Origin of the sequence: Pseudomonas baetica (assembly GCF_019733355.1) — a bacterium.
GTDB lineage: Bacteria > Pseudomonadota > Gammaproteobacteria > Pseudomonadales > Pseudomonadaceae > Aquipseudomonas > Aquipseudomonas baetica_A.
In genome coordinates, this window is record NZ_JAIHLQ010000059.1 from 1 (window position 1) to 20,277 (window position 20,277).

Below are 20,277 nucleotides of genomic sequence, written 5' to 3' on the forward strand. Positions count from 1 at the left end.
TATCGATGCCAAAGAGCCGCTGCGAATCAACGTTCCCGGTCTGCACCTGACCCCGATCAAGGGCGGCAAACTGGAGCTGTACTACCAACTGCAGATCGATAGCAAAGTGCTTAAAGAGATGGACCGGATCAGCTCCAGCCATGCCATTCGCGAATCCATCCACGCCGATATCCTGCAAGTCGGCGAACCGCGTCTGGAACTGCCAGAACCTGAAGTACAAGGCCTGATCGACGGCGCCCTGCCCGCCGACACCGACGGCACCACCCTGACCGTGATCTATCTGGACACGGTCAAGGGCGACGAGGTGATCTGGGAATGGGCCGGCTCGAAAACCGGCACGGCCAGCGATTCGGTCACCTTGAGCGATTTCACCGCCGGCAAGGAAGTGCCGTTTTCCATCAAGGCCGGATTGATCAAGGGCAACGAAGGCGGCACGGTGTCAGCCTCGTATTTCATCAAGCGTGCGGTGGGCGGTACCAGTTATGCCAATGCGCGGGTGTTCAGCGTCGGGGTGGCGCTGGATCTGAAAGAACCGGATATCAAAGAAGCGCCGAACGGCACCAGCCTTGATCCGTTCCAGGCGCAGACCACACTCACCGCCGTGGTCGGCTACACCGGCATGCTCAAGGACGACAAGATCATCGTGACCTGGACCGGCGCCACCGGCACCCCCGCTGGCGGCTCGCACACGACCGCCCAGTGGCCGGTGACCACCGTCGGGCCGCAAGAGATTCCGTTGGCCGTTTCAGTGACTGCCTTCAACCTGGGCAAACCGGTGACGGTGAGTTACACGATGATTCGTGGCAGCAATAAGCCGGAAGAATCGAGAACGCGGGAGTTGGCGGTGTTGCCGATTGCCGATGACGATCCGAGAATGGGAATACCATTGATCACCCAGGCAGCCAACAACGGCGCTGGTCCTCAGTTCGACGTCGGCGCACTGACCGGCAACGCCACCATGCGCGTGAACAGCTGGCCGCTGATTGCGCTCTTGCAGTACGTATGGCTGGATGTCATAGGCACCAAGAAAAACGGCGACGTCTATGACAAAACATTCTTGGAGAGCCCTTTTTCGCAAACCACCCCTACATGGATCAGCCAGGGTTTTTACACCCACGAGCTCCCCCTCAAGGACCTGAAAGAGCTGAAGGACGGCAGTGAGTTGAGGATGGACTTCAGGGCTGGGCTTAGTGGTCATGTCGGTGATATTTACGCGGTGAAATTTGCGGAGCGTATTTATAACGTCAAGGCTGTGGAGGATGTGAAACCAACCCTTACCTCAGTTAAAGGTTCCCCCAGCGGCGTCGAAATCTCCGACAACGCCCTCACGGTGGAAACCGCCGTGACCCTGATCGGTAAAGCCGCCAAGGGTCAAAAAGTCGATGTATTCGTCGACGGCGCGCGCAAAGATACAGCCGACGCCGATGCGACGTCCGGCGAATGGACATTGCTGGTTTCGGGCCTAAACATCGCCGCTCATACCTTCAAAGCCAAGGCGCTGTACGACTCGGGCGCTGAATCGGCGGAACGGACACTGACTGTCGTGGCCCTGGTCGCCCCGACGCTGGACAACGTACTGGATGGTAACAACGTAGAAGTGCCCGAGGGCAAGACCACCGTCAGCACCACGTTGAAACTCAAAGGCAAGGCAAGTAAAGGCCAAGCAGTCGAGATTTTTGACGGTAACGGTGGGTCCGCCGTGTCCAAAGGCACTGCGTCCGCCCATGAAGCGACAGGCGATTGGGAGAAAACCATCACCGTACCGGAGGGTGGTCGCCGGTTATATGCAAAGGCACTTTATGCCGTAAGCCCGGTGTATTCGAATGTTCGGTTACTGACCGTTACAGCCGCCACCGCACCGACGATCACCTCGGTCAAAGGCTCGCCGAGCGGCGTGGAAATCCCACCGGGCGGCACCACCGCGGAAACGGCCGTGACTCTGACCGGCAGCGCCGCCAAGGGCCAGAAAGTCGATATCCTCGATGGCATCACGTCCAAAGGTCAACCCGACACGGATCAAGCAACAGGGATCTGGACATTAACCGTTACAGGCCTGAGCGTGGGCGCGCACAGTTTCAAAGCAAAGGCGCTGTACGGTTCGGCCGCAGAGTCGGCAGTCAGGACAATGACCGTAAAGGAAGGTACTGCAGAACTCATCGTGGATGATTCTGACGTAGTACTTACTGGACTCAGAATATCGATCGCTGGATCCGGACTCCCATGGGTCAGCGCAGGAGGCGATCCAGGAGGGACATTCGTAAATCGCCCTGCGACCGGAGGAGAACCTCCTTATACGTTCACATCATTCAGCCCGCAGGTCGCCAGCGTCGATAGTCTAGGAAAAATCCGAAGTCACATTCCCGGCAACACAACCATCACAATCAAGGACAGTAGTGGCCAATCGAAAACAATCAATGTTAAGTCAAGCACTCGAACTGTCACGGCACGTTTCAGTAGGACGCCGATGAGTTCGGCTGCATATAGATCATGGGTCTCATCTCTCGGCGGGATTGAGCCTAACGAACAACACCATCTGGCAATGAACACTCAGTACACCAGTACCTTGGGATATGCAGAAACATGGAGGGCATCTTCCGCTATCTCGCCCCAATCGGGATATGCCCTACAAGTCCAGCCTCCGCCAGGAAACTGGTTGGGGCTGTACGTTACCTACTATCATGAGACAGGAAATTATCCAGCTGGAAACATCTGCTTCGTCGGTTGAGTTTAAAAGACATCTTGAGACAAGCCCCCGAGGCTGCACACTCTTGCCCCATTGCCTACCGATACGCCAGTGTTAAACGGGATGTTAAACGGGGCCAGACCACGTTTTCCGATTTTTAGACTAAAAGGTCGCAGCCTTCGGCGGCTCAGATAACTGTGTAGAAGTTGCCGAAGGTTACGATTTTTTGTTTTGGGGAAAACTGGCGGAAGGCAGCCGGCGTCGAACCTGTCCGGGATCGGATGCCGTCCCCGACCGCGTTTGAAGCTCGGCCGCGCCACCGGGCGCGATTGCCTTCTTTGAACTCATTGCCCGTCGGCGTGGGCTAGGACGGCTAATAGGGATAGACCAAGTTTTCACCCAGACAATCTTCCGATCTTTTGCATTTTAAACGCAGGTGTTTAAAAGACACCTCCAGACACGCCTTCAAGGCTACAAATTCTTGCGCCATTGCCTACAGCTACGCCAGAATCCGCCGGGTTGTGCGCCTTGGTGGCGGGTTCTATTGTGGATCGGTCGCTGATTACTTCAGTGATCGGGTCCCCCGGGACTTGCTCGTGCACGGCTAAAGCGGACCGATGGCATCGGTCAGGCATCGACCGGCAGAACCCTGACCTATTCGGCGGTAATAACGCCAGCCATCATCTTGGTGACCGACTCCAAGGGAGTGCCGATACCCGACAACGGCGTCACCCTCGACACCAGCGATGGCAAGTGGGAACAGGAAATAAAAAGGCTGAGCGTGGCCGCGCACAGTTTCACAGGGCGGGCGCTGTACGGTTCGCGTCCAGAATCGGCGGCCCGAACGCTGACTATCGTACCCGTGGTGGTACCGACGCTGGATAACGTTCTGGATAGACACAACGAAGAAGTACCCGAGGGCACATCCACCGTCAGCACCACGTTGCAATTCAAAGGCAAAGCCAGCCGGGACTAGGTAGTCGAGGTCTTTGACGGCAAAGGTGCGAGTGCAGTGTCCAAGGGATCGGCAACAGCGCATGCCACAACGGGCTTATGGGAGAAAACGATCACCGTAGTGCTGGGTGGTAGACGGTTGTATGCAAAAGCACTTTATCCCGTCAGCTAGGTGTATTCGAATGTGGTATTGACCCTTGATCGCGCCATAAGTGTCTACGCCAGAACTGACTACAGTCGCAATATTGACAGCAACGACTTGCGCGGCTTGTCTGGAAATGTCGGGATTCGGATCAGTTGGTAAACCTTCCGTCGGTAATAAAATGTCTATGCATCGGGGGGTATTCCTCGTTCTCTCCTACAAACAACTACTTGGTTATTTTCAAATAAACAAATAGTTGCGCAACCCAAATAACACCGACCACTCATCGATCAATTTCTTGACGCATGCTTGTGGTTCTTCTTATCTCTACCTTACTACCCCCGGAATAACCCTCCGGGCCGAACCATCGGACACTCGCGAAATCGAGCGGCCATGGATCTGCCCGCTCCATTCGGTCACCCCTCGTTCGGGGTAGGAGAGACGCCACATCGAGATGCCGCATGCGCTTGCAAGGTAGGCCTCCATGAGAACTTCAATCACCCCACGCGAGATCAAAATCACCTTCTGCACAGTCTCGAGTTTTCTCTTGCTGTGCTCATCCATGGAGGCGCAGGCAGCCCCTGCGGCGGATGAAGCGACACCGTGGTATCGAGAGAACGTACCCGTCATCACATTGCCTGCGACGGTCATCACCCCGGACCGGCAACGGTTCAATCCCCTATCTGATCGGCAAATTGCGAGGCTGATCACCGAAGAACTCGCGCCAGGCGCTTGGGACCTGCTCTACGGACAAAGTGCCCGAAAGGCGCAAACCGATGTGTTGTCTTCGGGTTTCGCGATGCCCGGCGGCTCTGACTGGAAGGGCCCCGCCGTACTGATTCTGCAAAGCGGCGACGGCCCTACGCAGAAAATCGGCCTGATGGGCGGCCCGAACCAGATTCAAGCCAATGGCAACGGGCAAATCATCAGCCGCGCCCTGGCCGACCCGACCACCGACTCCCTCAACCTGCAAGGCCAGCGCCTGGGCGCCTATTACAGCCTGATCGGTGCGCGGGGATGGCACGTCGACTTGTCGGCCAGCGGTGGACGAGTCAGCGGATTCAGCCGCGATGAACGAGGTGCGCGGCAGGCCACAGAAGGCAGCGCCATGACGTTCTCGGTCGAAGGCGGTTTCCCGATTGGTTTGAGTGAAAACTGGGTGATCGAACCCCAGGCGCAATTGGTCAATCAGCGCATCACCCTCGACACCCCCAACGCTGGCTCAGGCCACGCAACATCCAAAGACCTCTCAGCCTGGAGCGGCCGCGTCGGAGCACGCTTGAAAGGCAGCTATGACTTGAGTGGTCTGCCGGTCGAGCCGTACCTGCGCACCAATCTCTGGCACACGGTCTATACCGGCAGCACGGTGACTCTGGATAAGGTCGACAAGATCAGCAGCAGCCGCAAATCATCGACCGTCGAGTTGGGACTGGGGCTGGTGGCTCGGGTGACGCCGGCGGTGAGCCTGTATGTGAGTGCCGATTACAGCAGTGATGTGGATGACAATGATTTGAATGGCTTGATTGGCAGTCTCGGCGTACGGATGCGTTGGTGAGGCTTCGGTTTCCCGGCGTCTGAGCTGACACCTTCGCGAGCAAGCCCTCTCCCACATCTGGAATGCATTCCTCTGTGGGAGCGGGCTTGCTCGCGAAGGCAGCGACTCGGTGTGGGCTCAACCCTCAGGCTTGAGGATCAACACCGCCAGCGGCGGCAAATTCAGCTCCAGCGACAACGCCTGGCCATGGCTCGGTACTTCTTCGGTAAACGCCCCGCCACCGTTGCCATAGTTGGAACCGGCATAGGTATCAGCGTCGCTGTTGAGCAACTCGCTCCAACGCCCGGCGAACGGCACACCCACACGATAGGAATGACGCGGCACGGGGGTGAAGTTGGCCACCACCAGCACGGGCTTACCGTCCTTGCTCCAACGCAGCCAGGCATAAACGCTGTTGATCGCATCGTCGCCAATCAACCACTGGAAACCCTGCGGCGCGTCATCCTGATCGTGCAATGCCGGCTCTTCGCGATAGAGACGGTTGAGGTCGCCCACCAGTTTCTGCACGCCTTTGTGCTCGGAATACTGCAACAGATACCAATCAAGCTGTTGGTCGTGATTCCACTCGCGCCACTGGCCGAACTCGCAGCCCATGAACAGCAACTTCTTGCCAGGATGGGTCCACATGAAACTCAGATAAGCCCGCAGGTTGGCGAATTTCTGCCAGCGATCGCCGGGCATCTTGTCGATCAACGAGTGTTTGCCGTGGACCACTTCATCGTGGGAGATCGGCAGAATGAAACGCTCGGACCAGGCGTAGACCAGGCCGAAACTCAACTCATTGTGGTGATGGGCGCGGTACACCGGGTCCTGCTGAATGTAATGCAGCGAATCGTGCATCCAGCCCATGTTCCATTTGTAGGCAAAGCCCAGACCGCCCTGCTGCGTACTCTGACTGACGCCCGGCCACGCCGTGGATTCCTCGGCGATTACCAGTGCACCCGGGGCCTCCAGGTCGACCACGTCGTTCAAGTGCCGCAGAAAGTCGATGGCTTCGAGGTTTTCACGCCCGCCATGCCGGTTCGGTACCCATTCGCCAGCCTTGCGCGAATAGTCGCGATAGAGCATCGAAGCCACCGCATCGACTCGCAGGCCATCGATGTGGAAATGCTTCAACCAATGCAGCGCCGACGCCAGCATGTAACCGTGTACTTCGGTGCGCCCGAGGTTGTAGATCAACGTGTCCCAATCCTGATGGAAACCCTCCAGCGGATTGCCGTACTCGTACAGCGCGGTGCCGTCGAATTGCGCCAGGCCGTGGGTATCGGTGGGGAAATGCGCCGGTACCCAATCGAGAATCACGCCGATATCCGCTTGGTGGCAGGCGTTGATGAACTCGGCGAATTGCTCCGGCGTGCCGTAACGGGCGCTCGGCGCAAATTGCGACAACAACTGATAACCCCAGGAACCACCGAACGGGTGCTCCATGATCGGCATCAACTCAATGTGGGTGAAACCCAGTTCCTTCACATACGGAATCAATCGCTCTGCCAATTCCGGCCAGGTGTACTGGCGCGCCACTTCACCCAGATCATCCAGTTCACACTGCCAGGAACCGGCGTGCAGTTCATAAATAGACAGCGGCGCCGAATGTTGCTGCCGCTCGCGACGGCCGCTCATCCAGTCGTGATCCTGCCAGTCGACTTGCAGCGGCGCAGCGACTTTCGATGCGGTGTCCGGCGGCAGGCTGGTGGCCAGCGCCATCGGGTCAGCCTTGAGCGGCAGAATCCCGTGAGCGCCAAGAATTTCGTATTTGTACAACTCCCCCGCTTGCAGGCGCGGGATGAATAACTCCCATACCCCGGACGGATGACGCAGGCGCATCGGGTGCCGGCGCCCGTCCCAGACGTTGAAGTCACCGACAACCGAGACCCGTCGGGCATTCGGCGCCCACACGGCAAATCGCACGCCTTCAACGCCATCCACAGTGGTCAGTTGCGCGCCGAGGCACGAACTGAGGTCGCGGTGATTGCCTTCGGCAAACAGATACAAATCCATCTCGCCCAGCAACTGACCTAAGCTGTAGGGGTCTTCCGCCACCTGCTCGCCACCGGCCCAACGGGTACGCAATTGATACGGCCGTGTCTGATCGAAGTGGCCGACAAACAGCCCCGGCGTTTCAGTCTGCTCAAGCGCGCCGCGCTCTTGCCCGGTCTCTTTGTCCAGCACCGAAACATTCAACGCGCCGGGCAGAAAAGCCCGAATGAATTGTCCGCCGGCGCCATCGCCGTGCGGGCCAAGAATGGAAAACGGATCGTGATGCTCAGCACGGACCAAGGCGTCGATATCCTTCGCCGTGGGCAGCAATGCTTCTTTGACTTGACCCTGTTCCTTGTTCGAGAAACTCATGACTACTCTCCACCAAGATCGGAAAAGGGTTTAAGCCCCGTCAATAACCCATACAAACCGTGCAACGGCACGGGCAGCCACGCGGGGCGATTTTCGGCTTCATAGGCCACTTCATAGGCCGCCTTCTCCAGGCCGAACAACGCCAATGCGGCGTCGGCGCCTTCAGGATCTTGCCAAGCATGATCAAGACTAGCTGCCGCCCGGCGATATGCCTGAACAAATGCCTCTCGCGCCTCCTGCAAATAGCGATCCGCAACACGATGACGTGATGCTTCGGATTCGGGGCTGTGGTCGACGTTGTGCACGTTGATGGTCATGGCTGCCGCGTAATCGAAAGAACGCAGCACACCGCTGACATCCTTGTACGGGCTGTGTTTGCCGCGACGTTCGCTCAATGGCCGTGCAGGTTCGCCCTCGAAATCGATCAGAAAGGCATCGCCCTTGATCACCAGCACCTGACCCAAATGCAGGTCACCGTGGACACGGATCCGCAAACCGCCGACAGCTTTTTTCGCCAGATCCTGCACATGGGCAAGGATGGTTTTTTTCTCGTCGATCAGTCGTTTAACCAGCTTCTGATCCGCCGCGCTGAGTTCGCCCTGATGCTGCTTGAGCAGTTTCAGAGCCTGTTCGACCTGAGCGGCGACGTCCTTACCGGTGGCCTGAATGTCCTTGGCCGTACTGATTTGCGGTGCAAAGTCGGGATTGTCGGTCGGCGCCGCCAGCACCTGATGCATTTCGCCCAGGCGCTGACCGAGCATCCCGGCAAAATCCTTCAACTCACCCAAGGCGTTGTAATGCTGTTCCTGCTCGGACATGGCATCGGCCAGCTCATCGCGTAATGCCCGTTCGAGGTTGTTTTGCGTCCATTCCCAGGCATCGCCCTGATTGCTCAGATAGCCTTGGGCGATCATCAACAGATTGTCTTCGCCCTTCGCATCGCGGCGGATCACCGAACCCAGCAGCGGGGAGATATTGGCAAATCCGGCAGCGGTCAGGTAAGCGCTCATCTCCAGTTCCGGGTGTACGCCAGAAGCGACTTTGCGGATCAGCTTAAGGACTACGCTGTTGCCGATGACCACCGAACTGTTCGATTGCTCGGCCGACAGATAACGCACCTCGGATTCACTGCCCAGCGCCAGTGTTTCCAACAGCGGTGTCGGGGCGAAGCGGATTTCGCCATCAGCCGATTCGAGCACTGCGTTGTTCTGCATGCCCTGCAATACGGCGCGGATAAACGCTTCGAGACTGAATGCGTCTGTAATCAAACCGACCTGACGCACCCGACGCACGCGGGCCAATGCCAGTTGCTGAGGCAGCGCCGCGCCGACCTGATCCTCTGAGATAAAGCCAAACGGCAGTTGATAACGGTGGGTCTGGCCGCCGCTGGTGACTTCGATCTCGCTGAGCAGCACCGGATGCTCGGCGTCGCCGAACCGCACGCCGTAGGCCAGATGCACCTTGTCGATGGCGGCATCCTTGCCGGCGAACCAACGGCGGTTTTGCAGCCAGCTCGGCAGAATGCCTTGCTCCAGGGTCGCGCGGGCTGGCGCCTCGAGCAGTTCCTCCATGCGTTTTTTCAGCACCAGGGTGGTGAAGTCCGGCAGGCTCTGCGCCGGTTCCACATGCCAGCTCGGCATCTGGTTTTCCGCCGCGAGGGCGAACCAGTAGAAACCGTACGGTGCCAAGGTCAGGAGGAAATTCAACTGACCGATGGGTGGGAAGGCGTTACCGCCGAGCATCTCCACCGGGACCATGCCGACGTAGGCCGACAGATCGAGCTCCGCCGCTTGGGCGCTGCGCGACACGTTGCCCACGCAGAGAATGATTTCGTGTTTGCCATCGGCGTCGGTGAACTCGCGGGTATAAGCCAGAATCCGTCGGTTGCTCGGCGAGAGCATTTTCAACGTGCCACGGCCAAACGCTTTGGATTGCTTGCGCACGGCGAGCATGCGCCGCGTCCAGTTGAGCAACGAATGCGGGTCGCCGGCCTGGGTTTCGACGTTGACCGACAGATAGCCGTATTGCGGGTCCATGATCGGCGGCAACACCAGGCTAGCCGGGTCGGCGCGGGAGAATCCGCCGTTGCGGTCGATGGACCACTGCATGGGCGTTCGCACACCGTCGCGGTCGCCAAGATAGATGTTGTCGCCCATGCCAATTTCATCGCCGTAATACAGGGTCGGCGTGCCCGGCATCGACAGCAGCAGGCTGTTGAGCAACTCGACCCGGCGGCGATCACGCTCCATCAACGGCGCCAGACGCCGACGAATGCCGAGGTTGATCCGCGCCCGGCGATCAGCGGCGTAGTAGTTCCACAGGTAATCGCGCTCCTTGTCGGTGACCATCTCCAGCGTCAGCTCATCGTGGTTGCGCAGGAAAATCGCCCATTGGCAGTTGGCAGGGATTTCCGGGGTTTGGCGCAAAATATCGGTGATCGGGAAGCGATCTTCCTGAGCCAGCGCCATGTACATGCGCGGCATCAGCGGGAAGTGAAAGGCCATGTGGCATTCGTCGCCATTCAAGCCGTGCGCGTCGGTATCGCCAAAATACAACTGGGTGTCTTCCGGCCATTGGTTGGCTTCGGCCAGCAACATGCGGTCGGGGTAATTGGCATCGATCTCGGCACGGATCTGCTTGAGGACGTCGTGGGTTTCCGGAAGGTTTTCGTTGTTGGTGCCGTCGCGTTCGATCAAGTACGGGATCGCGTCGAGGCGCAGACCGTCGATGCCCATGTCCAGCCAGTAACGCATCACCGACAGCACGGCCTTCATCACTTGCGGATTATCGAAGTTCAAATCCGGCTGATGGGAATAAAAACGGTGCCAGAAGTATTGGCCGGCGACCGGATCCCAGGTCCAGTTGGACTTTTCGGTGTCGAGAAAGATGATCCGCGTGCCGTCGTATTTCTGGTCGTCATCCGACCACACGTAAAAGTCACGTGCAGCCGAGCCCGGTTTGGCTTTGCGCGCCCGTTGAAACCACGGGTGCTGGTCGGAGGTGTGGTTGATGACCAGCTCGGTGATCACCCGCAAACCACGTTTGTGCGCCTCGGCGATAAAGCGTTTGGCGTCGGCCATGGTCCCGTAATCGCTGTGCACGCCACGGTATTCGGCGATGTCGTAGCCGTCATCGCGACGCGGCGATGGATAGAACGGCAACAGCCAGATGGTATTGACGCCGAGCTCGGCGATGTAATCGAGTTTGGCGATCAGGCCGGGAAAGTCGCCGATACCGTCATTGTTGGAGTCGAAAAATGATTTGACGTGAACTTGATAAATCACCGCATCCTTGTACCAGAGCGGGTCTTTGATAAAGGTGGCAGCCTTGGGTTTCTTCGCCATGTGAAACTCCTGTTCGATTCAGGAAAACAAATTATTCCCTGTAGAAACTGGTCACTGTGGAAGCCGGCAAAGCAGCTCCCACATCTGATCTTCGCCAACTTCAGGAAGCGCTTATCCGCCAAATCCCGAACGGCTGGTACGCCGGGTCAATACGCATGAACTGATACTTGCCGTACCACTCCCAGCGATGCCCGCTCATCAAGTCTTCGCCGTGGGTGGTCGCGTCGTCCGGCAGGCCCATCTCCCAAAGCGGCAGCTCGAAATTCGCTTCCTGCACGTTGTGCGGGTCAAGGCTGACCGCTACCAGAATGAAGTTGCGGCCATCAGCGCTGCGTTTGCCGAAATACAGGATGTTGTCGTTCCACGCGTTGTAGACCTTCAGGCCCAGGTGGGTGTGCAACGCCGGGTTTTGCCGACGGATGCGGTTGAGCTGGGCGATCTCGGCAATAATGTTGCCGGGGGCGTTGAAATCGCGGACGCGGATCTCGTATTTCTCCGAATCCAGATACTCCTCTTTGCCCGGCACCGGCGCCGCTTCACACAGCTCGTACCCCGAATACATGCCCCAAAGGCCCGAGCCCATCGTCGCCAGCGCGGCACGAATCAAGAACCCTGGACGCCCCGAGTCATGCAGGAACGCTGGGTTGATGTCCGGCGTGTTGACGAAAAAGTTCGGCCGGTAACATTCGCGCCACGGCGATTCATTGAGTTCGGTGAAGTAAGCCGCCAGTTCCGCCTTGGTGTTGCGCCAAGTGAAATAGGTGTAGCTCTGGGTGTAACCGACCTTGCCCAATCGCGCCATCATCGCCGGCGTGGTGAACGCTTCCGCGAGGAAGATCACCTCCGGATGCTGCGCTCGCACATCGGCAATCAGCCATTGCCAGAACGGCAGCGGCTTGGTGTGCGGGTTGTCGACACGGAAGATCTTCACGCCCTCCTCGACCCAACCGACGATGATGTCACGCAGCTCAACCCAGAGACTCGGTATCGCGTCGGGCGCGTAAAAATCAACGTTGACAATGTCTTGATATTTCTTTGGCGGGTTTTCCGCGTATTTGATCGAGCCGTCCGGCCGCCAGTTGAACCAGCCCGGATGCTGTTTGAGCCACGGGTGATCCTGGGAGCACTGGATGGCGAAGTCGAGGGCGATCTCCAGCCCATGATCGGCGGCAGCCACCACCAGCCGACGGAAGTCTTCGCGGGTGCCGAGTTGCGAGTGAATGGCCTCGTGACCCCCCTCTTCGCTGCCAATCGCGTAAGGACTGCCAGGATCCTGCGGCCCAGCGCTCAGGGAATTGTTGCGGCCCTTGCGATGGGCGCGACCGATCGGGTGAATCGGCGTGAAATACAGGACGTCGAAGCCCATGTCCTGAATCATCGGCAACCGCGCGTGCACGTCATTAAAGGTGCCATGACGGTTGGGGTCATCGGTGATCGAGCGCGGAAACAACTCATACCAACTGGCAAACTCGGCCAGTTCGCGCTCGACATCCATGGGAAATTCGGCGCTCACGCTCAAATAGGCGCGGTGATCGGCCTGGGTCATCAAATGCGCACTGCGTGAGTGCAGAAACAGCGCCACCTGCTCGGTTTCGAGCAGGCCGGACAGTTCATGGTGCAGCGCCGCGAGTTGTTCGCTGAGCGAACCTTCACTGCGTTCGGCAGCCTGTTGCACCATGCTGCGGCCTTCTTGCAGCTCAAGCGAGACCGGCACCGCCGCGTTGTGCTTCTTCTCTAATTCATACTGAAAACTGGCGAAATGGTCGATCCACGCTTCGATGCAATACAGATAACGGCCCTGATCTTCCGGGCGGAAGCTGCCTTGCCAGCCGTTGTTGCCCAGCTCCGACATGACCTCGCTTTGCCACGTCTCTTTGCCTTCCTCGCGCCAGCGAATGCGCACCGCCAACTTGTCGTGACCGTCGGCGAATACCTTGCTGGTGACCACCACATCGCGCCCGACAATGGATTTGACGGCAAACTGACCGCCATCGAGGGTCGGCATGGTGTTTTCAATGACGATGCGCGGCAGCAGCAAAGCTTGCGACAGCGGCATGTGCGGGTTGTAGTTCAGTTCAGAAGGTTTTTCAGCAGTCATCGAGCATCTCTCCTTAACGCCCCAAGGACGCTCTTGTGCCGGATCAGTGTTCACAACGAGGCACCTGCCCCAACATGAACGCACTTAAGTTCCGAGCGACCGGCGCCGGGAAAAGTTCACAGGGATTTGCCTGCACAAAAAAGCGGATCGAATTCGCTGCGAGGTGGTCAATCCACTTAAGCACTTCTCACGCCATGTGCCACACGGAGGTCATCAGATGAGTATCCCGATTCCGGCCGAAACGCCTGATCCGAACATCGACAAACCCACTTTGCCCGAGACCGAGCCCCAGCCGATTCCCGAGCAGGAGCCGCCGGGCACCACGCCACCGGCCAAGGAAGAACCGCCAACGACCATGCCGCCGGTGATTGTTGCGCCTGATTGATGACGGTCCGTCATCGGTGATCCCTATCAAAGGGTTTTGCGATGCGTGGCATCACGTTGAAGACCGCCGCCATGAGCAGGCGACCATTAATCGGTTGCGCAGAACGACCAGCAAAGCCTGCCCCCTAACCTTTCAGGCACCTCTGAAAAAGGACCGTCCCATGCCCGTTCGAATCGAAAACCAGACCTGTTTTTTCAGCACTGAAAACGGCGAAGAAATCCGCCTGTGCGGCGACTTGACCGTGATCACCGACAGCGAGAAAGCCATGTCGGCGGTGGAGATCGAAGGCCAGCGCATTTACATCACCGAAGCAGAAGCCGACGCATTGACCGTTGCAGGCGCCAAGGATGGGCGTAAGCATTTGAAGGCTGACGAGGGTGATTCGGTGATTTGACTGACCTTGATCAACACAGCGCGCAAACGCCTGAGATAGGGGTTTGCGCCTGTGCCTACGGGCTGCTTCAAGTTGTCGCAGGCAGGCCGACAAACGCCATCTGATACGCTTTTTATTAAAATAGCTGAGCCTGTTATGCAAACAGATCGGCGCTCATAGTGCATCGGCCTGATGGAGGCTGATGAGCGAACGACCATGAGCGAACAAATCCCCGTCCGAACCGTAGAAGTTGAACCACCCCACATAAAAAGTGTGCCGGGTCGCCCAATCAAGGCGAAGAACGCGTCCAGCGATAACCAGATTCACACCCGCAGCTTTACCGGCCTGTTTCGAACCCTGCGCATGAGTGGCGCGGGGTTCTTGTTTTTGCTGTTTTTCGGCACCGTGTGGCTGAACTGGGGCGGGCGTCAGGCCGTTCTCTGGGACCTTTCCGAAAGTAAGTTCCACATCTTTGGCGCAACTTTTTGGCCGCAGGATTTCATCCTGCTGTCTGCTCTGCTGATCATTGCCGCGTTCGGCCTATTCGCCATCACGGTGTTTGCCGGGCGCGTCTGGTGCGGTTACACCTGCCCGCAAAGCTCGTGGACCTGGATCTTCATGTGGTGCGAGAAGATCACCGAAGGCGAACGTAACCAGCGGATCAAATTGCAAGCCGCGCCGTGGGGGTTGAACAAACTCGCCCGCCGCGCCGCCAAGCACACGTTGTGGCTAGCGATCAGCGTGATGACCGGCCTGACCTTCGTCGGCTACTTCACCCCGATCCGGCCGTTGGCCGAGGAGCTACTGACCCTGCAAATCGGCGGCGTCAGTCTGTTCTGGGTGTTGTTTTTCACGGCGGCCACCTACATCAATGCCGGCTGGCTGCGCGAGGCGGTGTGCATGCACATGTGCCCTTATGCGCGGTTCCAGAGCGTGATGTTCGACAAGGACACCCTGGCCATTTCCTACGACGTGGCCCGTGGTGAGAACCGTGGCCCGCGCAAACGCGACGTGAAACCGGCCGAGGCCGGGCTGGGCGATTGCATCGATTGCCAGTTGTGCGTGCAGGTCTGCCCGACCGGCATCGACATTCGCGACGGTTTACAGATGGAATGCATCGGTTGCGCGGCGTGTATCGACGCCTGTGATTCGATCATGGACAAAATGAACTACCCACGCGGTTTGATCCGTTACAGTTCCGAGCGCGAATTGCAGGGTGGCAAGACCCACCTGCTGCGGCCAAGGCTGATCGGCTACACCCTCGTGTTGCTGCTGATGATCGGGGCGCTGGCCCTGGCGCTGGTCGAGCGGCCGATGGTGTCGCTGGACGTGACCAAGGATCGCGGCCTGTTCCGCGAAAACGGTCTGGGCCAGATCGAGAACATCTATACCCTAAAAGTCATCAACAAGACCCAACAGCGCCAGGACTACAACTTGAGCCTGGTCGACGGCGACGGCTTCCAACTGCAAGGCAAGACCGAACTGAGCCTGGCCCCCGGCGAGATTGTCGATGTGCCAGTGTCGGTGGCCATGACCACGGAACGCCCGAGCAGCAGTTCACAGACCCTGAGTTTCAAGATTGCCGACCGCGATGAACCTGAGGTTTACAGCGTGTCGAAGAGCAGGTTTGTGGCGCCGATGAATCGCTGATCCCTTAAACTGCGGCGCGGCCATTGGCGGGCTTGCTCGCCAATGTAGGCAACGCGGTCTTCCAGAATGAAATCAATCCGGACCCAAGATGAAACGCTACGAAAAATTCGCCGACGACATCGCTGAACTGATCCGCTCCGGCGTCCTTGGCCCCGGTCAGCGCGTGCCTTCGGTGCGCTACGCCAGCCAGACTTACGGCGTCAGCCCGTCCACTGTGTTTCAAGCCTATTACCTGCTCGAACGCCGTGGTCTGATCCGCGCCCGCCCGCGTTCCGGCTACTTCGTCAATACCCACGCGCCGAGTCCGTTCTCGGAGCCGGTGATCAGCAGCCACGTCAACGATTCCACCGAGGTCGACGTCAGCGAACTGGTGTTCTCGGTGCTGGACTCGATCAAGGACCCTAGCACCGTCCCCTTCGGCTCAGCGTTCCCCAGCCCGACGTTGTTCCCGCTGCAACGCCTGTCGCGTTCCCTGGCCAGTGCGGCGCGGGAGATGGACCCGCGCATGGTCGTCACCGACATGTCACCGGGCAACCCGCAACTGCGTCGGCAGATTGCCCTGCGCTATATGGTCGGCGGGTTGATGCTGCCGATGGAAGAACTGCTGATCACCAACGGCGCCCTCGAAGCGCTGAACCTGTGCCTGCAAGCTGTCACCGAACCGGGTGATCTGGTGGCCATCGAAGCCCCGGCGTTTTATGCCAGCCTGCAAGTGCTGGAACGCCTGAAACTCAAAGCCGTGGAAATCCCCGTGCATCCGCGTGACGGCATCGACCTCGGTGTACTTGCGCAGACCCTCGAACGCCACCCGATCAAAGCCTGCTGGTGCATGACCAGTTTCCAGAACCCGATGGGCGCGACCATGCCCGAAGCGAAGAAACAGGAACTGGTCGAACTGCTGCGCCGCCATCAAGTGCCGCTGATCGAGGACGACGTCTACGCCGAACTTTATTACGGCCAACAAGCGCCGAAACCGGCCAAGGCCTTCGACACCGAAGGGCTGGTGATGCATTGCGGTTCGTTCGCCAAAAGCCTGGCCCCCGGCTACCGCATCGGCTGGGTCGCCGCCGGACGCTACGCGCAAAAGATCGAACGACTGAAGCTGATGACGTCACTGTGCGCCTCGATGCCGGCGCAGGCAGCGATTGCCGACTATCTTCAACACGGCGGCTACGACCGGCATCTGCGCAAACTGCGGTATGCGCTGGAGGAACAGCAAAGTGCGATGCTCGCGGCGATTGCCCGTTATTTCCCGGCACAAACACGGGTCAGCCAGCCGGCCGGCGGTTACTTCCTATGGCTGGAATTGCCACCGCAGATGGATTCGTTGAAGTTGTTTCAGATGGCGCTGGCGCAAGGCATCAGCATCGCGCCAGGGCCGATTTTTTCACCGACCCAGCGGTTCCGGAACTGCATTCGCTTGAATTACGGCAGCCCGTGGACTGAGCCCTCGGAGAAGGCGATGGAGACGTTGGGGCGGATTGTGCGGTCGTTCTGAGGTTTTATGTTGATCGAACGGGCCCCATCGCAGGTTCGCCAGCGATGGGGCCAGACCTGACGCTTGAATTTCTGAATTCAACGCCCGCCGCCGAGATCAACAAAGGTCCCGGTGGCATAAGAAGCTTTGTCCGACAGCAACCAGACAATCGCCTCCGCCACTTCGTCCGGCCGCCCGCCTCGGGCCATAGGGATAGCCGACTCAAGCTTGCTGACCCGGTCCGGATCGCCGCTCAGCGCATGGAAATCGGTGTAGATGAAGCCCGGACGCACCGCGTTGACCCGAATCCCCTCGCCCGCCACTTCCTTGGACAAACCGATGGTGAACGAGTCAAGCGCGCCTTTGGACGCGGCGTAATCCACGTATTCATTAGGCGACCCCAGGCGCGATGCGACCGACGAAACGTTGACGATACTGCCGCCCTGCCCGCCGTGTTTGGGCGACATGCGCAGGATCGCGTGCTTGGCACAGAGGATCGGCGCCAGGACATTGGTTTTCATGGTTTTGAGAATGCGGAATTCGGACATCTCGTCGACCCGCGATTTATGCCCGACGGTACCGGCATTGTTCACCAGTGCGGTGACCCGTCCCAGTTCGGTATCGACCCGATGAAACAGCGCGACCACTTCGTCTTCAATGCTGACGTCGGCGCGTACCGCGATGGCTGTTGCGCCAAGCGCTCTGACTTGCTCCAGCACGCTTTGCGCGGCCTGTTCGTCTGACTGGTAGTTGATGCAGATCCGATAGCCCTTCTCGGCAGCCAACAAAGCCGTAGCGGCGCCAATCCCGCGCCCGCCACCGGTGATCACAATGACTTTATCCATGCTGGCCTTTCCCCTCATTCACACGTAACAGTCGGGGAGAAGAATAACCGCCATTGGCAGGTTTTGCATGAGCCGTGTCAAAGGCTGAGTCTGTGGCAAAAGCAATGGCGAGGCTGAAGATGTTCTTGTGAGGGTTAACTCAGACGGCCGCCTGCTTCTCGCCCCGGGCAATGTCCTGCATGAATTTGTCCGCCGGCATCGGATACCCCAGCAGATAGCCCTGCAACGAATCACAGCCCAGTTTTGTCAGGAAGTCCTGCTGCACACCGGTCTCCACACCTTCAGCCACAATCCGCAGCCCCAGCGCCTGTCCCAACGCAACAATTGCCGAGACAATCGCCGCATCGTCGCTGTCGTGCTCCAGATCCCGCACAAACCCACGGTCGATCTTCAACTCATTGGCCGGCAGACGCTTGAGGTACATCAGGCTCGAATAGCCGGTGCCGAAGTCGTCGATCGACAGGTCAACGCCCATGTCCGACAACTCCTGCAGCACCGTCATGCTCGCATCGGCGTCGCTCATGGCCGTGGTTTCGGTGATCTCCAGGGTCAGGCTGTTCGCCGGCAAATGGTGCGTCGCCAGCGCCTTGGCGACGCTTTGCACCAGGCCGGCATGACAGAACTGCAAGGCCGACAGGTTGACCGCGATACGCCAGTCGGTATAGCCAAGCACATACCACTCGCGCATCTGTCGGCAAGCCTCGTTAAGCACCCACTCTCCGATCGGAATGATCACGCCGGTTTTCTCGGCCAGATCGATAAATTTGTCCGGCATCAGCAAGCCGTGGATCGGGTGCTGCCAGCGCAGCAGTGCTTCGGCACCGACCGGGCGCCCATTGGCAGCGTCGAACTTGGGCTGGTAATGCAGGCTGAACTGGCTGTGCTCCAGCGCGGCGCGCAAGTCCTGCAGTAACTGCAACTGCTTGCGTGCGTTGTTGTTCATGGACGCGTCAAAGAAACTGTAACCGTTCTTGCCGGCACCCTTGGCGTGATACATCGCCGCATCGGCGTTCATCAGCAGTTCCTGAGCGGTCCGGCCATTTCCGGGGTACAGGGCGATGCCAACACTGGCGGAAATCTGCAAGTCATGCTCGGCAACGCGAAACGACTGCGCAACCAACCCGACCTGACGTGCCGCCAGACCCAATGCGTCGTTGGGTTCGGTCAGGCGTACCAGCAGCACAAACTCATCGCCGCCGATTCGCGCCAGCGTGTCCTGGCTGCGCAAGTCTTCCCGCAGACGCACGCCGACTTCGCGCAACAACTGATCGCCCATGTGATGGCCAAATGCGTCGTTGACGGGTTTGAACCCATCCAGATCGATGAACATCAAGGCAAAACAGCCGCCCTGTTCATGGACCTTTTTCATCGCCTGATTGATCCGGTCGTCAAGCAACATGCGGTTAGGCAGACCGGTCAAGGTGTCGTGCAGCGCCAGTTGCGTGAGTTCTCGGTTGGCCACGGTCAACGAATGCGCCAGTTCGGCGGTGCGCGTTTCAAGCCGAGCGTCGAGGATCGAGGTCAGCAAGGCAATCGACAGCACCGCCAACGTGGTGATCAGCACCAGGCTGTCGAGCCCGTTGCCCTTCAGGCCATTGAGCGTCGCGCCGCAAAAACTGCCCTCAGGGAATTGCGCGGCGGCCATGCCGGTGTAATGCATGCCGACGATGGCGATACCCATGATCACCGCGGCACCACCGCGAATCAGACGAACATGGGGCGAATGCTGGCGCAGGCGGAAAGCGATCCACAACGCCGCCGCTGAGGCACCGACAGCGATCAACAGGGACGCACCGAACAACGCAGGATCGTAATCGATCCCCGGCGTCATTCGCATCGCCGCCATGCCGGTGTAATGCATGGCGCTGATGCCCGCCCCCATGATCAGCGCACCGAAGGCCAACTGCGAAATCGGAAGTTTCGGCTGGCTGACCAGCCACAAGGCAAAACCGCAGGACAGCACGGCGATCAGCAGCGACAGCGCCGTGATGCTGATGTCGTAGCCCAGATCGATCGGTAGCCTGAAGGCAAGCATGCCGATGAAGTGCATCGACCAAACGCCGACGCCCATGGCCAATGCACCACCGGCGGTCCAGAAATGCACGGAACGGCCTTTGGCAGTGGCGATGCGTCCGGTGAGATCGAGCGCGGTGTACGACGCGAGGATCGCCACACACAACGAAATGAAAACCAGGGTGGAGGAATAACTACCGATGAGCATGGGGATTCTCGTAGTCTCCCTAACCGGACTGCGTCCATTCTCGGTCGGGCAAAAGCAGCGATTGTACTGATTGCGCAGAAGAACGCACTGACAAAGTAACCAAATTGCCATCAAGTCGATGAAACGCTTGTTCGACCGGTCTGAAAGGCTCTGGGTCGACGCTCATTTGCTGCCGGTTTACTCGCGAAAACGGTGTGTCAG

12 protein-coding genes and 1 tRNA gene are annotated in these 20,277 nt (G+C 58.8%); 7 read left to right on the forward strand and 6 right to left on the reverse strand.

Annotation, left to right across the window (positions count from 1 at the left end; genetic code table 11):
- Positions 1-118: 118 nt before the first annotated feature.
- Entirely contained in the window at positions 119-2,725 is a 2,607-nt protein-coding gene (locus K5E40_RS31355; protein ID WP_221734062.1) for a hypothetical protein, read from the forward strand.
- Between the two features lie 200 nt (positions 2,726-2,925).
- Here K5E40_RS31355 and K5E40_RS31360 read toward each other — a convergent pair.
- Positions 2,926-3,021: transfer RNA gene (locus tag K5E40_RS31360), tRNA-Sec, on the reverse strand.
- A 350-nt stretch (positions 3,022-3,371) separates the two neighbouring features.
- On the opposite strand from K5E40_RS31360, the gene K5E40_RS31365 reads away from it, so the two are divergent.
- On the forward strand, positions 3,372-3,659 hold the full coding sequence (locus K5E40_RS31365; RefSeq protein ID WP_221734063.1) for a hypothetical protein: 288 nt from the start codon (positions 3,372-3,374) through the stop codon (positions 3,657-3,659).
- Positions 3,660-4,263: 604 nt separating this feature from the next.
- Positions 4,264-5,334, forward strand: a complete 1,071-nt coding sequence (locus K5E40_RS31370; protein ID WP_221734064.1) for an autotransporter outer membrane beta-barrel domain-containing protein — start codon at positions 4,264-4,266, stop codon at positions 5,332-5,334.
- Between the two features lie 117 nt (positions 5,335-5,451).
- Here the strand turns inward: K5E40_RS31370 and glgB are convergent, their stop codons facing one another.
- The 3 genes from glgB to K5E40_RS31385 form a co-directional block, all read right to left on the reverse strand.
- Entirely contained in the window at positions 5,452-7,683 is a 2,232-nt protein-coding gene (glgB, locus tag K5E40_RS31375; protein ID WP_221734065.1) for a 1,4-alpha-glucan branching protein GlgB, read from the reverse strand.
- A gap of 2 nt (positions 7,684-7,685) precedes the next feature.
- Entirely contained in the window at positions 7,686-11,027 is a 3,342-nt protein-coding gene (treS, locus tag K5E40_RS31380) for a maltose alpha-D-glucosyltransferase (protein WP_221734066.1), read from the reverse strand.
- A gap of 100 nt (positions 11,028-11,127) precedes the next feature.
- Positions 11,128-13,125: an alpha-1,4-glucan--maltose-1-phosphate maltosyltransferase gene (locus K5E40_RS31385; RefSeq protein ID WP_221734067.1), complete on the reverse strand. Its 1,998-nt coding sequence runs from the start codon at positions 13,123-13,125 to the stop codon at positions 11,128-11,130.
- A gap of 217 nt (positions 13,126-13,342) precedes the next feature.
- On the opposite strand from K5E40_RS31385, the gene K5E40_RS31390 reads away from it, so the two are divergent.
- The 4 genes from K5E40_RS31390 (at position 13,343) to mapR (ending at position 17,031) form a co-directional block, all read left to right on the forward strand.
- On the forward strand, positions 13,343-13,510 hold the full coding sequence (locus K5E40_RS31390) for a hypothetical protein (RefSeq protein WP_221734068.1): 168 nt from the start codon (positions 13,343-13,345) through the stop codon (positions 13,508-13,510).
- Between the two features lie 160 nt (positions 13,511-13,670).
- Positions 13,671-13,904, forward strand: coding sequence for a DUF3203 family protein (locus K5E40_RS31395; protein ID WP_221734069.1), 234 nt, complete (start codon positions 13,671-13,673; stop codon positions 13,902-13,904).
- A 195-nt stretch (positions 13,905-14,099) separates the two neighbouring features.
- Positions 14,100-15,533: a cytochrome c oxidase accessory protein CcoG gene (gene ccoG / locus K5E40_RS31400; RefSeq protein WP_221734070.1), complete on the forward strand. Its 1,434-nt coding sequence runs from the start codon at positions 14,100-14,102 to the stop codon at positions 15,531-15,533.
- Between the two features lie 88 nt (positions 15,534-15,621).
- On the forward strand, positions 15,622-17,031 hold the full coding sequence (gene mapR, locus K5E40_RS31405) for a GntR family transcriptional regulator MpaR (RefSeq protein WP_221734071.1): 1,410 nt from the start codon (positions 15,622-15,624) through the stop codon (positions 17,029-17,031).
- Positions 17,032-17,108: 77 nt separating this feature from the next.
- On the opposite strand, the gene K5E40_RS31410 is transcribed toward mapR, so the two are convergent.
- Positions 17,109-17,855, reverse strand: coding sequence for an SDR family oxidoreductase (locus K5E40_RS31410; protein ID WP_221734072.1), 747 nt, complete (start codon positions 17,853-17,855; stop codon positions 17,109-17,111).
- Positions 17,856-17,994: 139 nt separating this feature from the next.
- On the reverse strand, positions 17,995-20,076 hold the full coding sequence (locus K5E40_RS31415; RefSeq protein WP_221734073.1) for a bifunctional diguanylate cyclase/phosphodiesterase: 2,082 nt from the start codon (positions 20,074-20,076) through the stop codon (positions 17,995-17,997).
- Positions 20,077-20,277 lie beyond the last annotated feature (201 nt).